Below are 15280 nucleotides of genomic sequence, written 5' to 3'. Positions count from 1 at the left end.
GTGCTCCGCTACGCGCTCATCCGAGGGGCCCTGCTGATCGCAGGGCTCCTCGTGGCGAGCATCGTCATCTTCCTCGCTCTGCGGGTCTTCCCCGGGGACGTCGCCCAGCTCATCGCCGGGGACAAGGCCACCCCCGCGCAGGTGGCGGCGCTCCGTGAGGCCCTGGGCCTCGATCGGCCGCTGTTCGTCCAGTACGGCGAGTGGATCGGCGGGGTCCTGCGCGGCGACCTCGGGACCTCGCAGCTGAGCGGTGCCTCGGTGGCGGCGGAGATCGCGGCCAAGGCGCAGGTCACGGTCCCGCTGGGCATCCTGGCGCTGCTCATCGCCCTGCTGATCGCGATCCCGCTCGGGATCCTGGCCGCGCTGCTCCGCGGCCGCCGTGCAGGCGCTGCCGTCAACGTGGCGGCTCAGGCGGTCGCCGCGGTGCCGGTGGTGTGGGCCGGGATGATGCTCGTCGTCGTCTTCGCCGTGTGGCTGGGCTGGCTGCCCGCGCAGGGCTTCCCGCGGGACGGATGGGCGCGGCCGGACGCTGCGCTCCGCGCGCTGATCCTGCCCGCGCTGACGATCGGCGTCGTGGAGGGCGCCATGCTGCTGCGCTTCGTCCGCAGCGCGACGCTCCAGGCCGCGTCCCAGGACTTCGTCCGCACCGCCGCGGCCAAGGGGCTCACCCGCTCCCGCGCGCTCGTGCGCCACGGGATCCCGGCGGTCGGCCTCTCCATCGTCACCGTCCTCGGGCTCCAGGTGGCCGGGATCGTCGTGGGATCGGTCGTGATCGAACAGCTCTTCACGCTGCCGGGGATCGGCCGGATGCTCGTCGCCGACGTCGGCACCCGGGACCTGGTGAAGGTGCAGAGCGAACTGCTCGTGCTCACCGGGTTCGTCCTCGTCATCGGCTTCCTGGTCGATCTCGTCCACCACCTCGTGGATCCCCGGCAGAGGGAGGCCGCATGACCGACACGGCTCGACCGGTCACCCGGAGGCGCGGAGTGCGCCGGATCTGGACCACGGCGGGAGGCCGGTTCGGTCTCGTGGTCGTCGCGATCATCGCCGTCCTCGCGCTCACCTCGCTCCTGTGGACGCCGTTCGACCCCCGCGCCACCGACGTCGCGGCCCGGTGGCAGGGGCCCGGATGGCCCCACCTCCTCGGCACCGACGGCACCGGGCGCGACATCCTCAGCCTGATCATGGCGGGAAGCCGAACCACGGTGCTCGTCGCGGTGGGAGCGGGCCTCGTGGCCACCGTGGTCGGCGTCCTCCTCGGGGCACTCGGAGCACTCACGACCCGCGCGATCCGGGAGACCGTCGCAGTCCTCGTCGACATCCTGATCGCGTTCCCGGTGCTCATCATCGCGATGATGATCTCGGCGGTGTGGGGCGGTTCGCTGTGGGTGGTCGTATGGGCCGTCGGCCTCGGCTTCGGTGTGAACATCGCCCGCGTCACCCGCCCGGAACTGCGTCGGGTGCAGCAGAGCGACTTCGTGCTCGCCGGTCGCGCCTCGGGCCTCACTCCACTGCAGAGCCTGGTGCAGCACCTGCTTCCCAACGTGGCCCCGGTCTTCATCGTGCAGTTGTCGTGGTCGATGGCCGTCGCCGTGCTCGCCGAGGCCGGACTGTCCTACCTGGGCTTCGGCGCCTCGGTCGTGGATCCGTCCTGGGGGGTCCTCCTGGCGGACCTGCAGCGGTACATCGCCGTCCATCCGCTGTCGGTGGTCTGGCCAGGGCTCGCGATCACGCTGACCGTGCTCGCGCTCAACCTCCTCGGCGACGGCCTGCGTGACGCGACGGATCCGACCCTGCGACAGAATCCGCGTGCCGCCGCCGCGCGCTCGCACGTCCCGGAGGTGGTCGCGTGAGCCTCGAGGTCTCGGATCTGCGCATCGACATCGACGGCCGCCGCGTCGTGGACGGCGTCAGCTTCAGCGTCCCCGACGGCGCGCGGGTCGGTCTCATCGGCGAGTCCGGGTCCGGCAAGTCCCTGACCGCGCTCGCCGTGCTCGGCCTGCTCCCCGAGGGCGCGATCGCCACCGGTTCCGTGCGCTGGCGGGGGCGGGAGATCCTCGGCCTGCCCGACCGCGAGCTCGCCGCGGTGCGCGGCGACGAGATCGGGATCGTGTTCCAGGAGCCCCGCACGGCGCTGAACCCGATCCGCACCGTCGGGCGCCAGATCGCCGAGAGCGTCCGGATCCACGAGCGGATCGGACGCCGCGCGGCGCGGTCGAGGGCGATCGCCGAGGCGGAGCGCGTCCGCCTTCCCGACCCCGCGTCGATCGTCGACCGCTATCCCCATCAGCTCTCCGGGGGGCAGCGGCAGCGGGTCGCGATCGCCATGGCGCTGGCCGCCCGTCCGCGCCTGCTGATCGCCGACGAGCCGACGACCGCGCTGGACGTGACGATCCAGGCGGAGATCCTGACGCTGCTGCTCTCCCTTGTCGCCTCGGAAGGGATGTCGCTCGTGTTCATCACCCATGACCTGGCGGTGCTCGCCCAGGTCGCGACCCATGGCGTGGTCCTGGAGGACGGCCGGGTGGTCGAGGAAGGGCCCGTCGACACCCTGCTGAGCGCCCCGGCGTCCGCGGTCACCCAGGGGCTGCTGCGTGACGCGACCGCCACGCTCTGGCGTCCGGAGACAGGCGCGCAGGGCGAAGGGGAGCAGCCATGACCGCCCTGATCCGCGCACGCGGCCTCGGCCGCTCCTTCCCGGTCCCCCGCCGCTCCCTCGGCGAGCCCCGACGCACGACCACGGCCCTGGACGGCGTCGACCTCGACGTCGCCGAGGGGTCCGCGCTCGGCCTCATCGGCGAGTCCGGATCGGGGAAGTCGACCCTCGTCCGGCTGCTGCTGGCCCTCGATCGCCCGACGACCGGCTCCGTGCAGATCGCCGGTCGTCCCGTGGACGCCCGCTCCTCCGCCCGGGATCTGCACTGGCTGCGGCGCCTGACGGGCCTGGTGTTCCAGGATCCCTACGCCTCGCTCGATCCGCGACAGAGCATCGCGCGGATCGTGTCCGAGCCGCTGCGCGCCCTGGACATCGACGGAGATCACGCGGCGCGCGTCGCCGAGGTCCTGACGCAGGTCGGACTCGACCCGGATGCGGCGGAGCGGTATCCGCACGAGTTCTCCGGCGGGCAGCGCCAGCGGATCGCCCTGGCCCGCGCGATCGCCCACCGGCCCCGCATCCTGGTGGGTGACGAGCCGCTCTCGGCGCTCGACGTCACGGTGCGCGCGCAGATCCTGGCGCTGCTGTCCGAGCTGCGCGCCGAGGGACTGACCCTCATCCTCGTCTCGCACGACATCGGCGTGGTGCAGAACCTCTGCGACGCCGTCGCCGTGATGAAGGACGGCCGGATCGTGGAGCAGGGACCGACCGACGACGTCCTGCGCAGACCCGCTGCGGACTACACGCGACAGCTGCTCGCGGCGATCCCGGTGATCCCCTCGTCCGACGATCCCGGGGCAGCTGCGGCGGGCGCCTGACTCCCCGGCCTGCCGTCCGCGCGAGGCCGCGTCAGAGGGACTTCTGCAGGAACAGCACGTCCAGCGACCGACCGAACTTCACCCCGACCCGCTCCAGCCGGCCCGCCTCCTCGAACCCGAACCGTCGATGCAGGGCGATGGATCCCGCCGCGGCGGTCGGCTCGATGACGGCGATCACTTCACGGAGCCCGGCGGCCGTCCCGGCGTCCAACAGGGCCGACAGCAGGACGCGCCCGAGCCCGCGCCCTCCGGCGCCGGGCCGGAGGTAGATCGAGTCCTCGACGGAGAAGCGATACGCCGACTTGGGACGCCAGTGCTGGAGCAGGGCGTACCCGATCACGCGGTCCGCCCGGTCCTCCGCCTCGGGCCCTGTGTCCTCGGCCACGAGGAACGGCAGGCCGGCCGCGGCGAGCACGGCCGCCTTCGTCTCCCAGTCCGCGAGCGTCGTCTCGGTCTCGTCGAACGTGACGGTGCTCTCTCGCACGTAGTGGTTGTAGATGTCGCGGACCGCAGGGAGGTCGCCGGCGACGGCGGGCCGGATCTCGACGCCCGCGGCCGGGGCGGTGCGGTCGCTCACGGGATCCGCCAGTCCACGGGACCCGCGCCGAGCTCGGCGAGCAGCGCGTTGGCCCGGGAGAACGGGCGGGAGCCGAAGAACCCGCGGCTGGCGGACAGCGGGGACGGGTGCGGCGAAGCGATCACCGGGGTGTCCCCCAGCATCGGACGAAGCCCCTCCGCGTCGCGACCCCACAGGATCGCGACCAGGGGCGCCTCCCTCGCGACCAGCGTGCGGATCGCGAGCTCGGTGACCTTCTCCCATCCCCACCCACGATGGGAGGCGGGCGTGCCGGGCCGTACCGTCAGGACGCGGTTCAGCAGCATCACACCCTGATCGCTCCACGCCGAGAGGTCTCCGTGCGCGGCCGAGGGGATCCCGAGATCGCTCTCCAGCTCGCGATAGATGTTCGTGAGGCTCCGGGGCAGCGGCCGCACGGATCGCTCGACCGCGAAGGACAGCCCGATGGGGTGCCCGGGGGTCGGGTACGGGTCCTGGCCGACGATGAGCACGCGGACGTCCTGGAGCGGACGGGAGAACGCGCGGAGGACGTGGGGTCCCGCAGGGAGATAGCCGCGCCCGGCCGCGTTCTCCGCGCGCAGCCGGTCGCCCAGCTCGGCGATGAGGCCTCCCGCGGGGGCGAGCGCCTCCGCCCACCCCGGATCCAGCTGCCCGCTCTCCGCGAGCTCGGCAAGGGTCTGCGGCATGGGTTCAGTCCTCCCGGCGGGGCCGCAACGGGCCGCGCGCGAGGAGGTAGTGGGCGGCCTGCGCCACCGGGCGCATCGTCACGAGGTCGAGGTTCACGTGGCCGGGGGCGTTCAGCGCGTACGCGATGACGTCGGCCACGTCGTCCGCGACCAGCGGGGCGTCGATCCCGGCGTAGACCGCCTCGGCGGCGGCGACGTCCCCGCCCAGGCGGTTGAGGGTGAACTCGGGGGTGTGCACGAGGCCCGGGGCGATCTCGACGACCCGGATGGGCTCCCCGTGCAGCTCCAGGCGGAGGGCGTGCACGAGCATCGACTCGCCGGCCTTGGCCGCGTTGTAGCCGGCTCCGCCGGGGTAGGCCGCCTGCGCCGCCGTCGAGGTGACGAACAGCACGTCGGCGTGCCCGTCCTCTGCGGCTGCGGAACGGAGCTGAGGCAGCAGCGCGGCGACGAGACGCTGCCCGGACAGCACGTTGGCCTCGTACATCCAGAGCCAGTCCTCGGGGGATCCGTCCTCGACGCGATCGGTCCCGCGGGCCCCGCCGGCGACGTGTACGAGGGCGTGCACCGGTCCCGTGTCGGCGAGGTGGGCGGCGAGCGCCGACACGTCGTCCGCGTCCGTCAGGTCCGCCGCGAACGCGGCGGCCCCGGTCTCCTCCGCGAGCGCCTGCAGACGCTCCTCGCGCCGGGCCACCCCGACGACGTCCCACCCGCTCGCCCGCAGAGCGCGGACGGCTGCATCGCCGATTCCCGTGCTCGCTCCGGTCACCACCGCTCGCCTGTTCACCATGGCTCCCACCGTACGACGAATCCTCGGCCGCGCCCGTCACCGGGCCAGCGTCGTCGCTTTTCCTGTTACGTCACATTTCCCGCGCGTTGTTGACAACGCGCGGGATCCGTAGTGTCGGGGTCAACATCGCGGCTCGCCCGATCCGCATCCGCATCCGCATCCGCATCCGCATCCGCATCCGACCGTCGTCACGGCGGCCACGAGCAAGGGGAGACCATGTCCGACATCGACAACTGGCGTTTCGAGACCAAGCAGATCCACGCCGGCGCCGCTCCGGACCCGGTCACCAAGGCGCGCGCCACGCCGATCTACCAGACCACCTCGTACGTGTTCGACAACGCCGACCACGCCGCGAACCTTTTCGCCCTCGCGGAGTTCGGCAACATCTACACCCGCATCCAGAACCCGACGCAGGACGTCCTCGAGCAGCGCCTGGCGGCGCTGGAAGGCGGCACCGGCGCCCTCGTGCTCTCCAGCGGCCAGGCGGCGTCGACCTTCGCCATCCTGAACATCGCGCAGGCCGGCGACCACTTCGTCTCGTCCAGCTCCATCTACGGCGGCACCTACAACCTCTTCAAGTACACCCTCGCCAAGCTCGGGATCGAGGTCACCTTCGTCGAGAACCAGGACGACCCGGAGGAGTGGCGCCGCGCTGTCCGCCCGAACACCAAGCTGTTCTTCGCGGAGACCATCGGCAACCCGAAGATCAACGTCCTCGACATCCGAACCGTCGCCGACATCGCGCACGACAACGGCGTGCCGCTCATCGTCGACAACACGATCGCGACGCCGTACCTGATCCGCCCGTTCGAGCACGGCGCGGACATCATCGTCCACTCCGTGACCAAGTTCCTCGGCGGGCACGGCACCACGATCGGCGGCGCCGTCATCGACGGCGGCTCCTTCGCGTGGTCGCAGAACGTGGAGAAGTTCCCCGGGCTCACCGAGCCGGACCCGTCCTACCACGGGGCGTCCTACACCACGGCGGTCGGCGACGGCCTCGCCTACATCATCAAGGCGCGCGTGCAGCTGCTGCGCGACCTGGGATCGGCGATCGCGCCGCAGAGCGCCTGGAACCTGATCCAGGGCATCGAGACGCTGTCGCTGCGCGTGGAGCGCCACGTGCAGAACGCGCAGGAGATCGCCGAGTGGCTGGACGCGCGCGACGACGTCGCGGCCGTGAACTACTCCGGCCTGCCGACCTCGCCCTGGTACGCCACGGCGAACCGGTACGCGCCCAAGGGCGTCGGCGCGGTGCTGTCGTTCGAGCTCAAGGGCGGCGTGGAGGCCGGTCGCGAGTTCGTGAACAGCCTGTCGCTCTTCAGCCACCTCGCCAACATCGGGGACGTGCGCTCGCTCGTCATCCACCCCGCCTCGACCACCCACGCGCAGCTCACGCCGGAGCAGCAGCTCTCCGCCGGGGTCACGCCGGGCCTGGTGCGCCTGTCGGTCGGTCTGGAGAACATCGAGGACCTGAAGGCGGACCTCGAGCAGGCCCTCGCCGCCGCACGCACGGTCTCCGAGGCCGCCCGCGCCTGACACGCTCCTCCTCAGAGACGGAAGGGCCCCGGATCCACGATCCGGGGCCCTTCCGTCTCCCCCCCTCCGCCTCTCCCTTCCCCTTCCGTCTCCCCCTTCCCTCCCCTTCCCTTTGCGCCGAGACCCCCTCTCGTCGCCGAAACCCCCTCTCACATCGGTGTGCACGAGGGGGTTTCGACGGCACGAGGGGGTTTCGGGAGAAGGATCCGCCTCGTCCTCTTCGGCGGCCGGCGGCCGGAGGTTCTCCACCGATCCTGGGGACCGGCACCGCCGGGGCCGCCGCGCGGTGGAGTGTGCTCGCATGCCGTCGGAGATCGACCTCGCCCATGCCAAGAGCCTGCTCATCCCCCGCGTCCGCCTCCTGGATGCGGGCCGCACCGAGCGCGAACTCGGTGCGCTCGTCGAGTCCGGGGAGCTCCTCCGCGTCCGACGAGGCCAGTACGTGGCGGCGTCCACGTGGGACGGCCTGTGGAACGAGGGGCGCCATCTGCTCGAAGTCCTGGCCGCCCACCGCAACGCCGAGGATCCGGTGTTCTGGGGGCCGTCCGCCGCGGTGCTGCACGGCCTCCCGCTGTATCGCACGGCGCCCGGCCACGTGCACACCGTCATCGCCGACGCCCGGCACTCGCGGTCCCGAGCCGGCGTGATGATGCACGACGTCGCCATCGCTCCGGCGGAGATCGTGCGTGTCGACGGGATCCGCTGCACCTCCCTCGACCGCACGGTGCTCGACCTCGCCCGCTCGCTCCGCCCCGACGCCGCGGTCGCGGCCGCAGACGCGGCCCTTCGCCGTGAGGCGGTCGATCACCACGTCCAGGACCAGGAGCGCGCAGACGCCTGGCGCGGCCGCCTGCTGGCCCGGGCCGCCGCCGAGCACGGTCGCGGGATCCGTCGCGCCCGCTGGGTCCTCGCCTTCGCCGACGGACGCGCGCAGCTGCCCGGGGAGAGCGTGAGCCGACTCCTGCTCCACGACCTGGGATACGGCGCCGTCCCTCTCCAGGTGCACGTTCGCGGGGAGACGGGGAAGGACTACTGGATGGACTTCGGCTTTCCCAGATCCGCCGCCTTCGGAGAGTTCGATGGGCTCGGCAAGTACCACGACCCGGCCCTTCGGGGCGAGCGGACCACGGCCCAAGCCCTTCTCGCCGAGAAGCAGCGGGAGGATGACGTCCGCGGGGTGACCGGGTGGCGCGTCGTCCGGTGGGGGTTCGAGCACATCCGCACGCCGGAGCTGCTCGGCGCGCGTCTCCGCGCCTTCGGCGTCCGCCCGCCCGCCTGACCCCTCTCCCCTCTTTCCTCTCCCCGCTTCCCTCTCCCCTCCTCCCCTTCCTTCCTCTCCTTCCTCCCCGTCAGGTCGTCGAGACCCCCTCGCGTCGTCCAGACCCCCTTGAAAACGCGTATCTGCGAGGGGGTCTCGGCGCTCCGAGGGGGTCTCGGCACGAAAAAGGACAGGGAGGAGGGAGGGAGGGAGGGAGGGCGTAACGTGCGGGCGGAGCGGGGCGGGGCACGGGAGAATGGAGGGCATGGACTGGCAGACCACCTCGGAAGACACCGTGCCCTCGGCGCGGGTGTCGGATGCGGACGCGCGTCTGCTGCGGGCACGCCCCCCGGCGACCGGAGCCTGGCGGGACGGAGACACCCCCGGCGACCGGCGGTTCGCGGCGTTCGGCGCCTTCCGCACCGAGGGCGGCGAGGAGCTGCCGGCGATCCGCCTCGCGTACGAGACCTGGGGCGAGCTGAACGCCGCACGCGACAACGCCGTCCTGGTCCTGCATGCCCTCACCGGAGACAGCCACGTCGTCGGCGACGCGGGCCCGGGGCACCCCACGAGCGGCTGGTGGGGAGACGTCGTCGGTCCGGGCGCACCGATCGACACCGATCGCTGGTTCGTCGTCGCGCCGAACATGCTCGGCGGGTGCCAGGGGTCCACCGGCCCCGCGAGCATCGCGCCCGACGGGTACGAGTGGGCGTCGCGGTTCCCGTACCTCACGATCCGCGACCAGGTCGCCGCGCAGGTCCGCCTCGCCGATGCCCTCGGGATCGAGCGATGGGGCGCCGTGATCGGCGGGTCGATGGGCGGGATGCACGCGCTCGAGTGGGCCGCGGGCTTCCCCGATCGCGTCGAGCGTCTCGCGATCCTCTCCTCTCCCCCGGTGACGACGGCCGACCAGCTCGCCTCGAACTTCGTCCAGTTGGAGACGGTGCGGATGGATCCGCGCTTCGCCGGGGGCGAGTACTACGACGCACCGGTCGGCGAGGGCCCGCACCGCGGTCTCGCGCTGGCCCGCCGGATGGCACTGCTGAACTACCGGAGCCCGGTCGAGCTGAACCAGCGTTTCCAGCGCTCCTGGCAGTCGGACGTCTCACCGCTCGGACGGGGCGGGCGCTTCGCGGTGGAGAGCTACCTCGACTTCCACGGAAACAAGTTCACCCGGCGCTTCGACGCGAACAGCTACCTGACCCTGGTCGAGGCGATGAACTCGCACGACGTCGGCCGCGGCCGCGGCGGCGTGGAGGACGCGCTCGCCCGCGTCACGGCGACGACGCTCGTCCTCGGCATCGACACGGACCGGCTCTTCCCCGTCGACGGACAGCATCGGATCGCGCGCGGGATCCGGAACACCCTCGACGGGAACCAGGCGGTGGTGCTCGCGAGCGACTTCGGTCACGACGGCTTCCTCATCGAGACCGACGAGGTCGGGATCCACCTCCGACGGCTCCTGGACGCCTGACGGCGCCTCACGGTCGGGCCCGGATCGGGGCGATCGATCAGGCGACGGCTACGAGTTCCCGCCGTTCCGCCCGGTACGCGGCGAGCGCGACGAGCAGCCCGCCCGCTGCGAGCGCGGCGCCCACCCAGGCCGGAGCGGCGTAGCCCCAGCCGGCCGCGATCACGAGGCCGCCGAGGAAGGCGCCGAGGCTGTTGCCGATGTTCAGGGCGGAGTGGTTCAGGGCTGCGGCGATCGACTGGTTGTCCCCCGCCACGTCCATCAGACGGGTCTGGATGGCGGGTCCGAGAACGGACGACAGGAGACCCACCGCGAACGCGAGCGGCACGAGGAGCCAGATCGTGAAGGACAGCAGCGCCAGGAGCACCAGCGCACCGCCCATCAGCACGAGTCCGCCGAGCAGGGTCCGGGCGAGCGCCCGGTCCGCGAGATGCCCGCCCAGCAGGTTGCCGACGGTCATCCCCACGCCGAACACCACCAGGGTGACGGGCACCATCCAGGGCGGCGCGCCGGCGTGCTCCGTCACCAGCGGCGCGATGTAGCTGTACACGGCGAAGAAGCCGCCGAAGCCGATGGCCCCGGTGGCGAGAGCGAACCACACCTGCGGGCGGCCGAAGACCCGCAGCTCCGAACGGAAGGTGCGGCCGGGGTCGCCGGCATGGTCCGGGACGAAGAGCGCGATGCAGAGGACCGCGAGCGCGAAGACGACCGTGACGACCAGGAACGCGCTGCGCCACCCCAGGTGCTGCCCCAGGAACGTCCCGGCAGGGACCCCGACGACGTTCGCCACGGTGAGACCGGTGAGGATGAACGCGACGCCCTGCGCGCGTTTCCCGGGGCCGAGCACGTCGGCGGCGACGAGCGCGCCGATGCCGAAGTAGGCGCCGTGCGGCAGTCCCGCGAGGAAGCGGGCGATCCCGACGGTCTCGAAGGTCGGCAGAACCACGGCGAGGCCGTTGCCGATCATCAGCGCGACGGCGAGCCCGATCATCACCCGGTGTCTCGGATACCGGGCGACGACGCCGGCGATCGTGGGCGCGCCGAGCACGACGCCGAGGGCGTAGAGGGATACGAGGATCCCGGCGCGACCGATCGCCTCCTCGGGGCTCTGCGCCCAGAGGGAGGGAAGGAGGTCCTGCGCGATGTCGGGCAGGAGGCCCATCGCGACGAACTCGGTCATGCCGATGCCGAAGCTGCCGACGGCGAGGGAGAGGAGCGCCCTCGTCGCCGCACCCCTCGAGAGAGTCGAGGGTTTCACCGGTTCAGTGTACCGGCGCCCGGACGGAGGATCGGCCGGCTCAGGGGCCGGTGTAGCGCCAGGGCAGCGTCGCCATCTCCAGCCGGTGCCGGCCGCCGGGCGCCGGCGCCAGGTCGTGGGCGTCGTCGCCCTCCCACACCAACACGGATCCGTCGAGCACGCGCGTCGAGAAGCGGAGGGGCGGCGCCGAGTCACGCCCGTCGACCGTTTCCGCGCCGCGCAACCGGTGCAGGGTGACCCACGTCGGCGGGAAGAGCCGGAGGGATCCGTCCGCATGCGCGGCGAGGGCGTCGTGCGGCGTGAGCCAGGCCGTCTCGGCGACCTCGTCCGGAGAGGCGACGATCGCTCCGCCGGGATCCTCCGCCTGGAAGAACCAGGTGCGGATTCGGGGCTGCGCCTGGATCGGCGGCGTCCAGCAGGAGATCGGCGACACCGCGCCCAGTCGCAGGCCGACCTCCTCGGCGGTCTCGCGCACCGCCGCCCGCGCCGCATGGTCGCGCTCGGTTCCGCCGCCGCGCCGATCCGACTCCTCGACGCGTCCGCCCGGGAACACCCATCCGCCCGCGAAGGATCCGCGATCGGGACGACGAAGCAGCAGTACGGCGGGTCCGCGATCCGTCTTCCGGAGGATCACCGCCGTGCCCGCGATGGGCAGGATCTCCGACGGGGCATCGGCGCGCATGGCCTCACTCTAGGCCTGTCCCGCCTCGGACAGCGGCAAGACGGGATGCCGGGGTTGACAAACGGTATACCACGCGCTTCACTGGAGTTCACTCAGCGGAAGTTCTTTTCCATTCTATGGAAGTAATGAGACGAGGAGCAAGCAATGACGCTTGAGATCGACACCGCCCGATGCCAGGGACGAACGGCATGAGCGCCCAGGACCGTGCCACCGGCAAGGCTCGCGCCCGGAAGAGGACGAGCAGACGCGACGCGCAGGGCGCCGTCCACGCCCCTCGGCCGGAGGACGAGCGCCTGCCGCTCGCCACCTCCTTCGCCTATGGCTTCCAGCACGTGCTGACGATGTACGGCGGGATCATCGCCCCGCCCCTGATCGTCGGATCCGCCGCCGGCCTCTCCCCTGCCGACATCGGTCTGCTCGTCGCGTGCTGCCTGTTCGTCGGCGGCCTCGCCACCGTTCTGCAGACCGTCGGCGTCCCCTTCTTCGGCGCGCAGCTGCCCCTCGTGCAGGGCGTCTCGTTCGCGAGCGTGGCGACCATGACCGCGATCGTCAACGGCGGCGGGATCCAGGCGGTCTTCGGAGCCGTCATCGTGGCGGGCGCCATCGGCTTCCTCATCACCCCGGTCTTCTCGAAGGTCATCCGGTTCTTCCCGCCGGTGGTCACGGGCGTCGTGATCACCGCGATCGGCATCTCGCTGCTCCCCGTCGCAGCGAACTGGGCGATGGGAGGAAACCGTGCCGCGCCCGACTACGGCAGCCTCGGCCACATCGGGCTCGCCGGCCTGACGCTGGCGATCGTGCTGCTGCTGTCCAAGCTCGGCAACGCCGCGATCTCCCGCCTGTCGGTGCTGCTCGCGATCGTCATCGGCACGCTCGTGTCGGTCCCGCTCGGGATGGCCGACTTCTCCCGGGTGGGCGAGGGACCGATCTTCGCCTTCCCGACCTTCTTCGCCTTCGGGATGCCGACCTTCGACATCGCCGCGATCGTGTCCATGCTGATCGTGATCCTGGTCATCCTCACCGAGACGACCGCGGACATCCTCGCCGTGGGCGAGATCGTCGGCACCAAGGTCGACGCCAAGCGCATCGGCAACGGCCTGCGCGCCGACATGCTCTCGACCATCGTCTCCCCGGTCCTCAACTCGTTCCCGCAGAGCGCGTTCGCGCAGAACGTCGGACTCGTGGCGATCACCGGGATCAAGAGCCGCTTCGTCGTGACGGCGGGCGGGGTGATCCTGATCGTCCTGGGGCTGCTTCCGGTGCTGGGCCGTGTCGTGGCCGCCGTCCCGACCGCGGTGCTGGGCGGCGCGGGCATCGTGCTGTTCGGAACCGTCGCGGCAAGCGGCATCCGGACGCTCTCGAAGGTGGACTACCGCGGCAACATGAACCTCGTGATCGTGGCCGCCTCGCTCGGCATGGGGGTGCTGCCGATCGCGGCGCCGACCTTCTACGACCAGTTCCCGACCTGGTTCAGCACGATCTTCCACTCCGGGATCAGCTCGGCGGCGGTCACCGCGATCCTCCTCAACCTCCTGTTCAACCACCTGACGTGGGGCAATTCCAAGAACGGGTCGGTGTTCAACGCCGCTCCGGTGCGGATGGTCAGGGAGGAGGAGCTGGCCGCGTTGGAGGACGGCGACTACTACGTCGGCGGGAAGCTGATCGACGCGGGCGGCGCCGAGGTCCGGATCATCCCGACCGGCTCGGTGCCCGTCGTCGGGGGCGCAGAGGCGGCGGCCAAGAACGCCCGCTGACCGTCATGGAGACGACGGTCGAGCCCTTAGCCCTCGATCTCGTCGATCGCCTGCTCCAGGCGCTCGATCTTCGCGTCCAGCTCGCCCGTGTAGCCGGGGCGGATGTCCGCTTTGAGGACGAGGGAGACGCGGGACCCGAACGGCATGACCGCGTCGGTGGCGCGCTTGACGACGTCCATCACCTCGTCCCACTCCCCCTCGACCTCCGTGAACATCGAGGTCGTCCGGTGCGGCAGCCCGGAGGCGCGGACGACGGACACGGCCGCCGCGACGGCGTCGTGCACCGACCCGTCGGGGCGGTCGACCCCGCTCGCAGGCGAGCCGGACGGGGCGACGGAGAAGGCGATGAGCATGGTGACCTCCAGGGATCGATGGGTGGGCGAGGACTCAGGCGGAGCGGGCGGGGACGGGCTTCGCCGCGGGAACGGGAACCGCCAGCAGGCGGCGGACGGAGACGACGCCGGCGACCACGACCACGAGGTTCCGCACGGTGAGGAGAAGGACCGGAAGGGCCTGAGCCCTCAGGAGGCCGTCGTAGGTGATCGGGTAGACGGCCTGGGTCAGGAGGCTCGCCGCCAGCACCAGCAGCGCCGGCAGCAGAGCCCGCCGCCGGTCGAGCAGCAGCCAGAGGACGACCGGGGCGATCAGCCAGGTCTGGAACTGCGGCGATCCGACTTTGTTGCAGACGATCAGCACGACCGTGAGAGCCAGGGCGGCCGGACCGAGGAGTCGGCGGACGCCGGCGCCCGCACGCAGCCTCAGGACGACCAGCCCGGCGACGGCCAGGGCGACGACGGCCATGAGCGGGGTGAGCACCGAGGAGACCGCGTCCGCGCCGGGCGCGACGATCTGGAAGGTGAGGATCTCTCGGCTGTACTCGATCCGGGCGGCACCCGTCACGGCGAGCCACAGGAACGGCGTCGCTGCGACGGCCTCGATCTGGAGCCCGCGCCCCGTCTGCTCGGTGAGGAAGCCGAAGAGGTACGGCGATCCGCCCAGCAGCACGAGCGTCCCGACGACGAGGGCGGTGACACCGGCGGCGGAAGCGATCATCCGTGCTCGCGAGCGCAGGAGCGCGACGGCGGCCACGAGCACCGCTCCGGGCCAGATCTTGATCCACGCGCCGATCGTGAGCAGGGCCGAGGCCACGGCAGGGCGGGCGCTCAGGAGCAACACCGCCAGCACGGTCACCGGCACCGTGATCGCGTCGATCCGGTACACGGCGATGGGGCCGAGCAGCGTCATCGCGAGGATCCAGAACCAGGCCGCACGACGCCGCGCACTCGACCTCCCGGTGCCCAGCAGCACGCCGAACGCGACGGCGTCCAGGATCGTGACGAGCACCGCCCATGCGACGAGGTAGCTCGCCGCGCCCGCCACCGGGGCCAGCAGCGTCGCGATCCCCTGGGCGGCGAGCATCGGCAGGAGGGCGAGTTGCGGATAGACCCAGGGCTCGGTCACCCCGACGATGGATCCGCCGGTCAGCGCGCTGCGGGACCAGGGCTCGTAGACGAGCACCACGTCGCCCATCGGCATGCTGGGCAGGATCCATCCCAGCACCGCGACAAGCGCGTGCGCGGCGAGGAAGGCGCTCCACAGCACCGTCCGCGGTCGCCGGCCCGCCATCGTCCGCCCCGTCCCGCCGGTCATGTGAGCAGGTCCTCGACCACGGCGGGGATCGCCTCCGCCACGTCCAGCGCGACGATCGGGTGGCCGACGGCGCCGGGACCGGTCCCCGAGGCGGATCGCCCGGCGCGGCCGTGGATCCAGGCGCCCGCCGCGGCGACGTCGGCC

15 protein-coding genes are annotated in these 15280 nt (G+C 71.9%); 8 read left to right on the top strand and 7 right to left on the bottom strand.

Going from position 1 to position 15280, the window contains the following annotated elements:
- From MR1_RS08515 to MR1_RS08500, 4 genes are read left to right on the top strand one after another with little or no spacing between them, the layout of a single operon-like run.
- Positions 1-951 carry an ABC transporter permease gene (locus MR1_RS08515; RefSeq protein ID WP_067245029.1) on the top strand — a complete coding sequence of 317 codons (951 nt, stop codon included), beginning with the start codon at positions 1-3 and terminating at the stop codon, positions 949-951.
- Positions 948-1853: an ABC transporter permease gene (locus tag MR1_RS08510; protein WP_067245025.1), complete on the top strand. Its 906-nt coding sequence runs from the start codon at positions 948-950 to the stop codon at positions 1851-1853. The genes MR1_RS08515 and MR1_RS08510 overlap by 4 nt, the downstream gene beginning before the upstream one ends.
- Complete coding sequence (locus MR1_RS08505) at positions 1850-2659, top strand: ATP-binding cassette domain-containing protein (RefSeq protein WP_067245023.1); 810 nt, start codon at positions 1850-1852, stop codon at positions 2657-2659. The genes MR1_RS08510 and MR1_RS08505 overlap by 4 nt, the downstream gene beginning before the upstream one ends.
- Positions 2656-3474, top strand: a complete 819-nt coding sequence (locus tag MR1_RS08500; RefSeq protein WP_067245021.1) for an ATP-binding cassette domain-containing protein — start codon at positions 2656-2658, stop codon at positions 3472-3474. Before MR1_RS08505 ends, MR1_RS08500 begins: the two co-directional genes overlap by 4 nt.
- Positions 3475-3505: 31 nt before the next feature.
- On the opposite strand, the gene MR1_RS08495 is transcribed toward MR1_RS08500, so the two are convergent.
- From MR1_RS08495 to MR1_RS08485, 3 genes are read right to left on the bottom strand one after another with little or no spacing between them, the layout of a single operon-like run.
- Complete coding sequence (locus MR1_RS08495) at positions 3506-4051, bottom strand: GNAT family N-acetyltransferase (protein WP_157517974.1); 546 nt, start codon at positions 4049-4051, stop codon at positions 3506-3508.
- Positions 4048-4737 carry a uracil-DNA glycosylase gene (locus tag MR1_RS08490; protein ID WP_067245019.1) on the bottom strand — a complete coding sequence of 230 codons (690 nt, stop codon included), beginning with the start codon at positions 4735-4737 and terminating at the stop codon, positions 4048-4050. Before MR1_RS08490 ends, MR1_RS08495 begins: the two co-directional genes overlap by 4 nt.
- Before the next feature lie 4 nt (positions 4738-4741).
- A complete protein-coding gene (locus MR1_RS08485) occupies positions 4742-5524 on the bottom strand; it encodes an SDR family oxidoreductase (RefSeq protein ID WP_067245017.1) in 783 nt (260 codons plus the stop codon).
- 216 nt (positions 5525-5740) lie between these two features.
- Here MR1_RS08485 and MR1_RS08480 point away from each other — a divergent pair, with 216 nt between their 5' ends.
- The 3 genes from MR1_RS08480 to metX all read left to right on the top strand — a co-directional run bounded on the left by MR1_RS08480 (position 5741) and on the right by metX (position 9795).
- Positions 5741-7063, top strand: a complete 1323-nt coding sequence (locus MR1_RS08480; RefSeq protein ID WP_067245015.1) for a bifunctional o-acetylhomoserine/o-acetylserine sulfhydrylase — start codon at positions 5741-5743, stop codon at positions 7061-7063.
- A 301-nt stretch (positions 7064-7364) separates the two neighbouring features.
- Positions 7365-8342: a hypothetical protein gene (locus MR1_RS08475; RefSeq protein WP_067245013.1), complete on the top strand. Its 978-nt coding sequence runs from the start codon at positions 7365-7367 to the stop codon at positions 8340-8342.
- Between the two features lie 244 nt (positions 8343-8586).
- On the top strand, positions 8587-9795 hold the full coding sequence (gene metX / locus MR1_RS08470) for a homoserine O-acetyltransferase MetX (RefSeq protein ID WP_067245011.1): 1209 nt from the start codon (positions 8587-8589) through the stop codon (positions 9793-9795).
- A gap of 37 nt (positions 9796-9832) precedes the next feature.
- Here metX and MR1_RS08465 read toward each other — a convergent pair whose 3' ends face one another.
- Both MR1_RS08465 and MR1_RS08460 read right to left on the bottom strand, forming a co-directional pair.
- Complete coding sequence (locus tag MR1_RS08465; protein WP_067245009.1) at positions 9833-11050, bottom strand: MFS transporter; 1218 nt, start codon at positions 11048-11050, stop codon at positions 9833-9835.
- Positions 11051-11090: 40 nt separating this feature from the next.
- A complete protein-coding gene (locus MR1_RS08460; protein WP_067245007.1) occupies positions 11091-11732 on the bottom strand; it encodes an NUDIX domain-containing protein in 642 nt (213 codons plus the stop codon).
- Between the two features lie 188 nt (positions 11733-11920).
- Here MR1_RS08460 and MR1_RS08455 point away from each other — a divergent pair, with 188 nt between their 5' ends.
- Positions 11921-13486 (top strand): nucleobase:cation symporter-2 family protein, encoded by a 1566-nt coding sequence (locus tag MR1_RS08455; protein ID WP_067245005.1) that lies wholly within the window; start codon positions 11921-11923, stop codon positions 13484-13486.
- Between the two features lie 26 nt (positions 13487-13512).
- On the opposite strand, the gene MR1_RS08450 is transcribed toward MR1_RS08455, so the two are convergent.
- Both MR1_RS08450 and MR1_RS08445 read right to left on the bottom strand, forming a co-directional pair.
- On the bottom strand, positions 13513-13839 hold the full coding sequence (locus MR1_RS08450; RefSeq protein ID WP_067245003.1) for a thiamine-binding protein: 327 nt from the start codon (positions 13837-13839) through the stop codon (positions 13513-13515).
- A gap of 34 nt (positions 13840-13873) precedes the next feature.
- The gene (locus MR1_RS08445) at positions 13874-15136 is read right to left on the bottom strand and encodes a hypothetical protein (protein WP_255218117.1); all 1263 of its coding nucleotides are present in this window, start codon (positions 15134-15136) and stop codon (positions 13874-13876) included.
- Positions 15137-15280 lie beyond the last annotated feature (144 nt).

Origin of the sequence: Microbacterium resistens NBRC 103078, from assembly GCF_001552355.1 — a bacterium.
GTDB lineage: Bacteria > Actinomycetota > Actinomycetes > Actinomycetales > Microbacteriaceae > Microbacterium > Microbacterium resistens.
This window is presented reverse-complemented; position numbering and strand designations above follow the sequence as displayed.

What these genes read in the sequence shown, in the direction of transcription:
- MR1_RS08510 (WP_067245025.1), top strand. Translation starts at nt 948, where the DNA reads ATGACCGACACGGCTCGACCGGTCACCCGGAGGCGCGGAGTGCGCCGG.
- MR1_RS08500 (WP_067245021.1), top strand. Translation starts at nt 2,656, where the DNA reads ATGACCGCCCTGATCCGCGCACGCGGCCTCGGCCGCTCCTTCCCGGTC.
- MR1_RS08490 (WP_067245019.1), bottom strand. Translation starts at nt 4,737, where the DNA reads ATGCCGCAGACCCTTGCCGAGCTCGCGGAGAGCGGGCAGCTGGATCCG.
- MR1_RS08485 (WP_067245017.1), bottom strand. Translation starts at nt 5,524, where the DNA reads ATGGTGAACAGGCGAGCGGTGGTGACCGGAGCGAGCACGGGAATCGGC.
- MR1_RS08480 (WP_067245015.1), top strand. Translation starts at nt 5,741, where the DNA reads ATGTCCGACATCGACAACTGGCGTTTCGAGACCAAGCAGATCCACGCC.
- MR1_RS08475 (WP_067245013.1), top strand. Translation starts at nt 7,365, where the DNA reads ATGCCGTCGGAGATCGACCTCGCCCATGCCAAGAGCCTGCTCATCCCC.
- metX (WP_067245011.1), top strand. Translation starts at nt 8,587, where the DNA reads ATGGACTGGCAGACCACCTCGGAAGACACCGTGCCCTCGGCGCGGGTG.
- MR1_RS08460 (WP_067245007.1), bottom strand. Translation starts at nt 11,732, where the DNA reads ATGCGCGCCGATGCCCCGTCGGAGATCCTGCCCATCGCGGGCACGGCG.
- MR1_RS08455 (WP_067245005.1), top strand. Translation starts at nt 11,921, where the DNA reads ATGAGCGCCCAGGACCGTGCCACCGGCAAGGCTCGCGCCCGGAAGAGG.
- MR1_RS08450 (WP_067245003.1), bottom strand. Translation starts at nt 13,839, where the DNA reads ATGCTCATCGCCTTCTCCGTCGCCCCGTCCGGCTCGCCTGCGAGCGGG.
- MR1_RS08445 (WP_255218117.1), bottom strand. Translation starts at nt 15,136, where the DNA reads ATGACCGGCGGGACGGGGCGGACGATGGCGGGCCGGCGACCGCGGACG.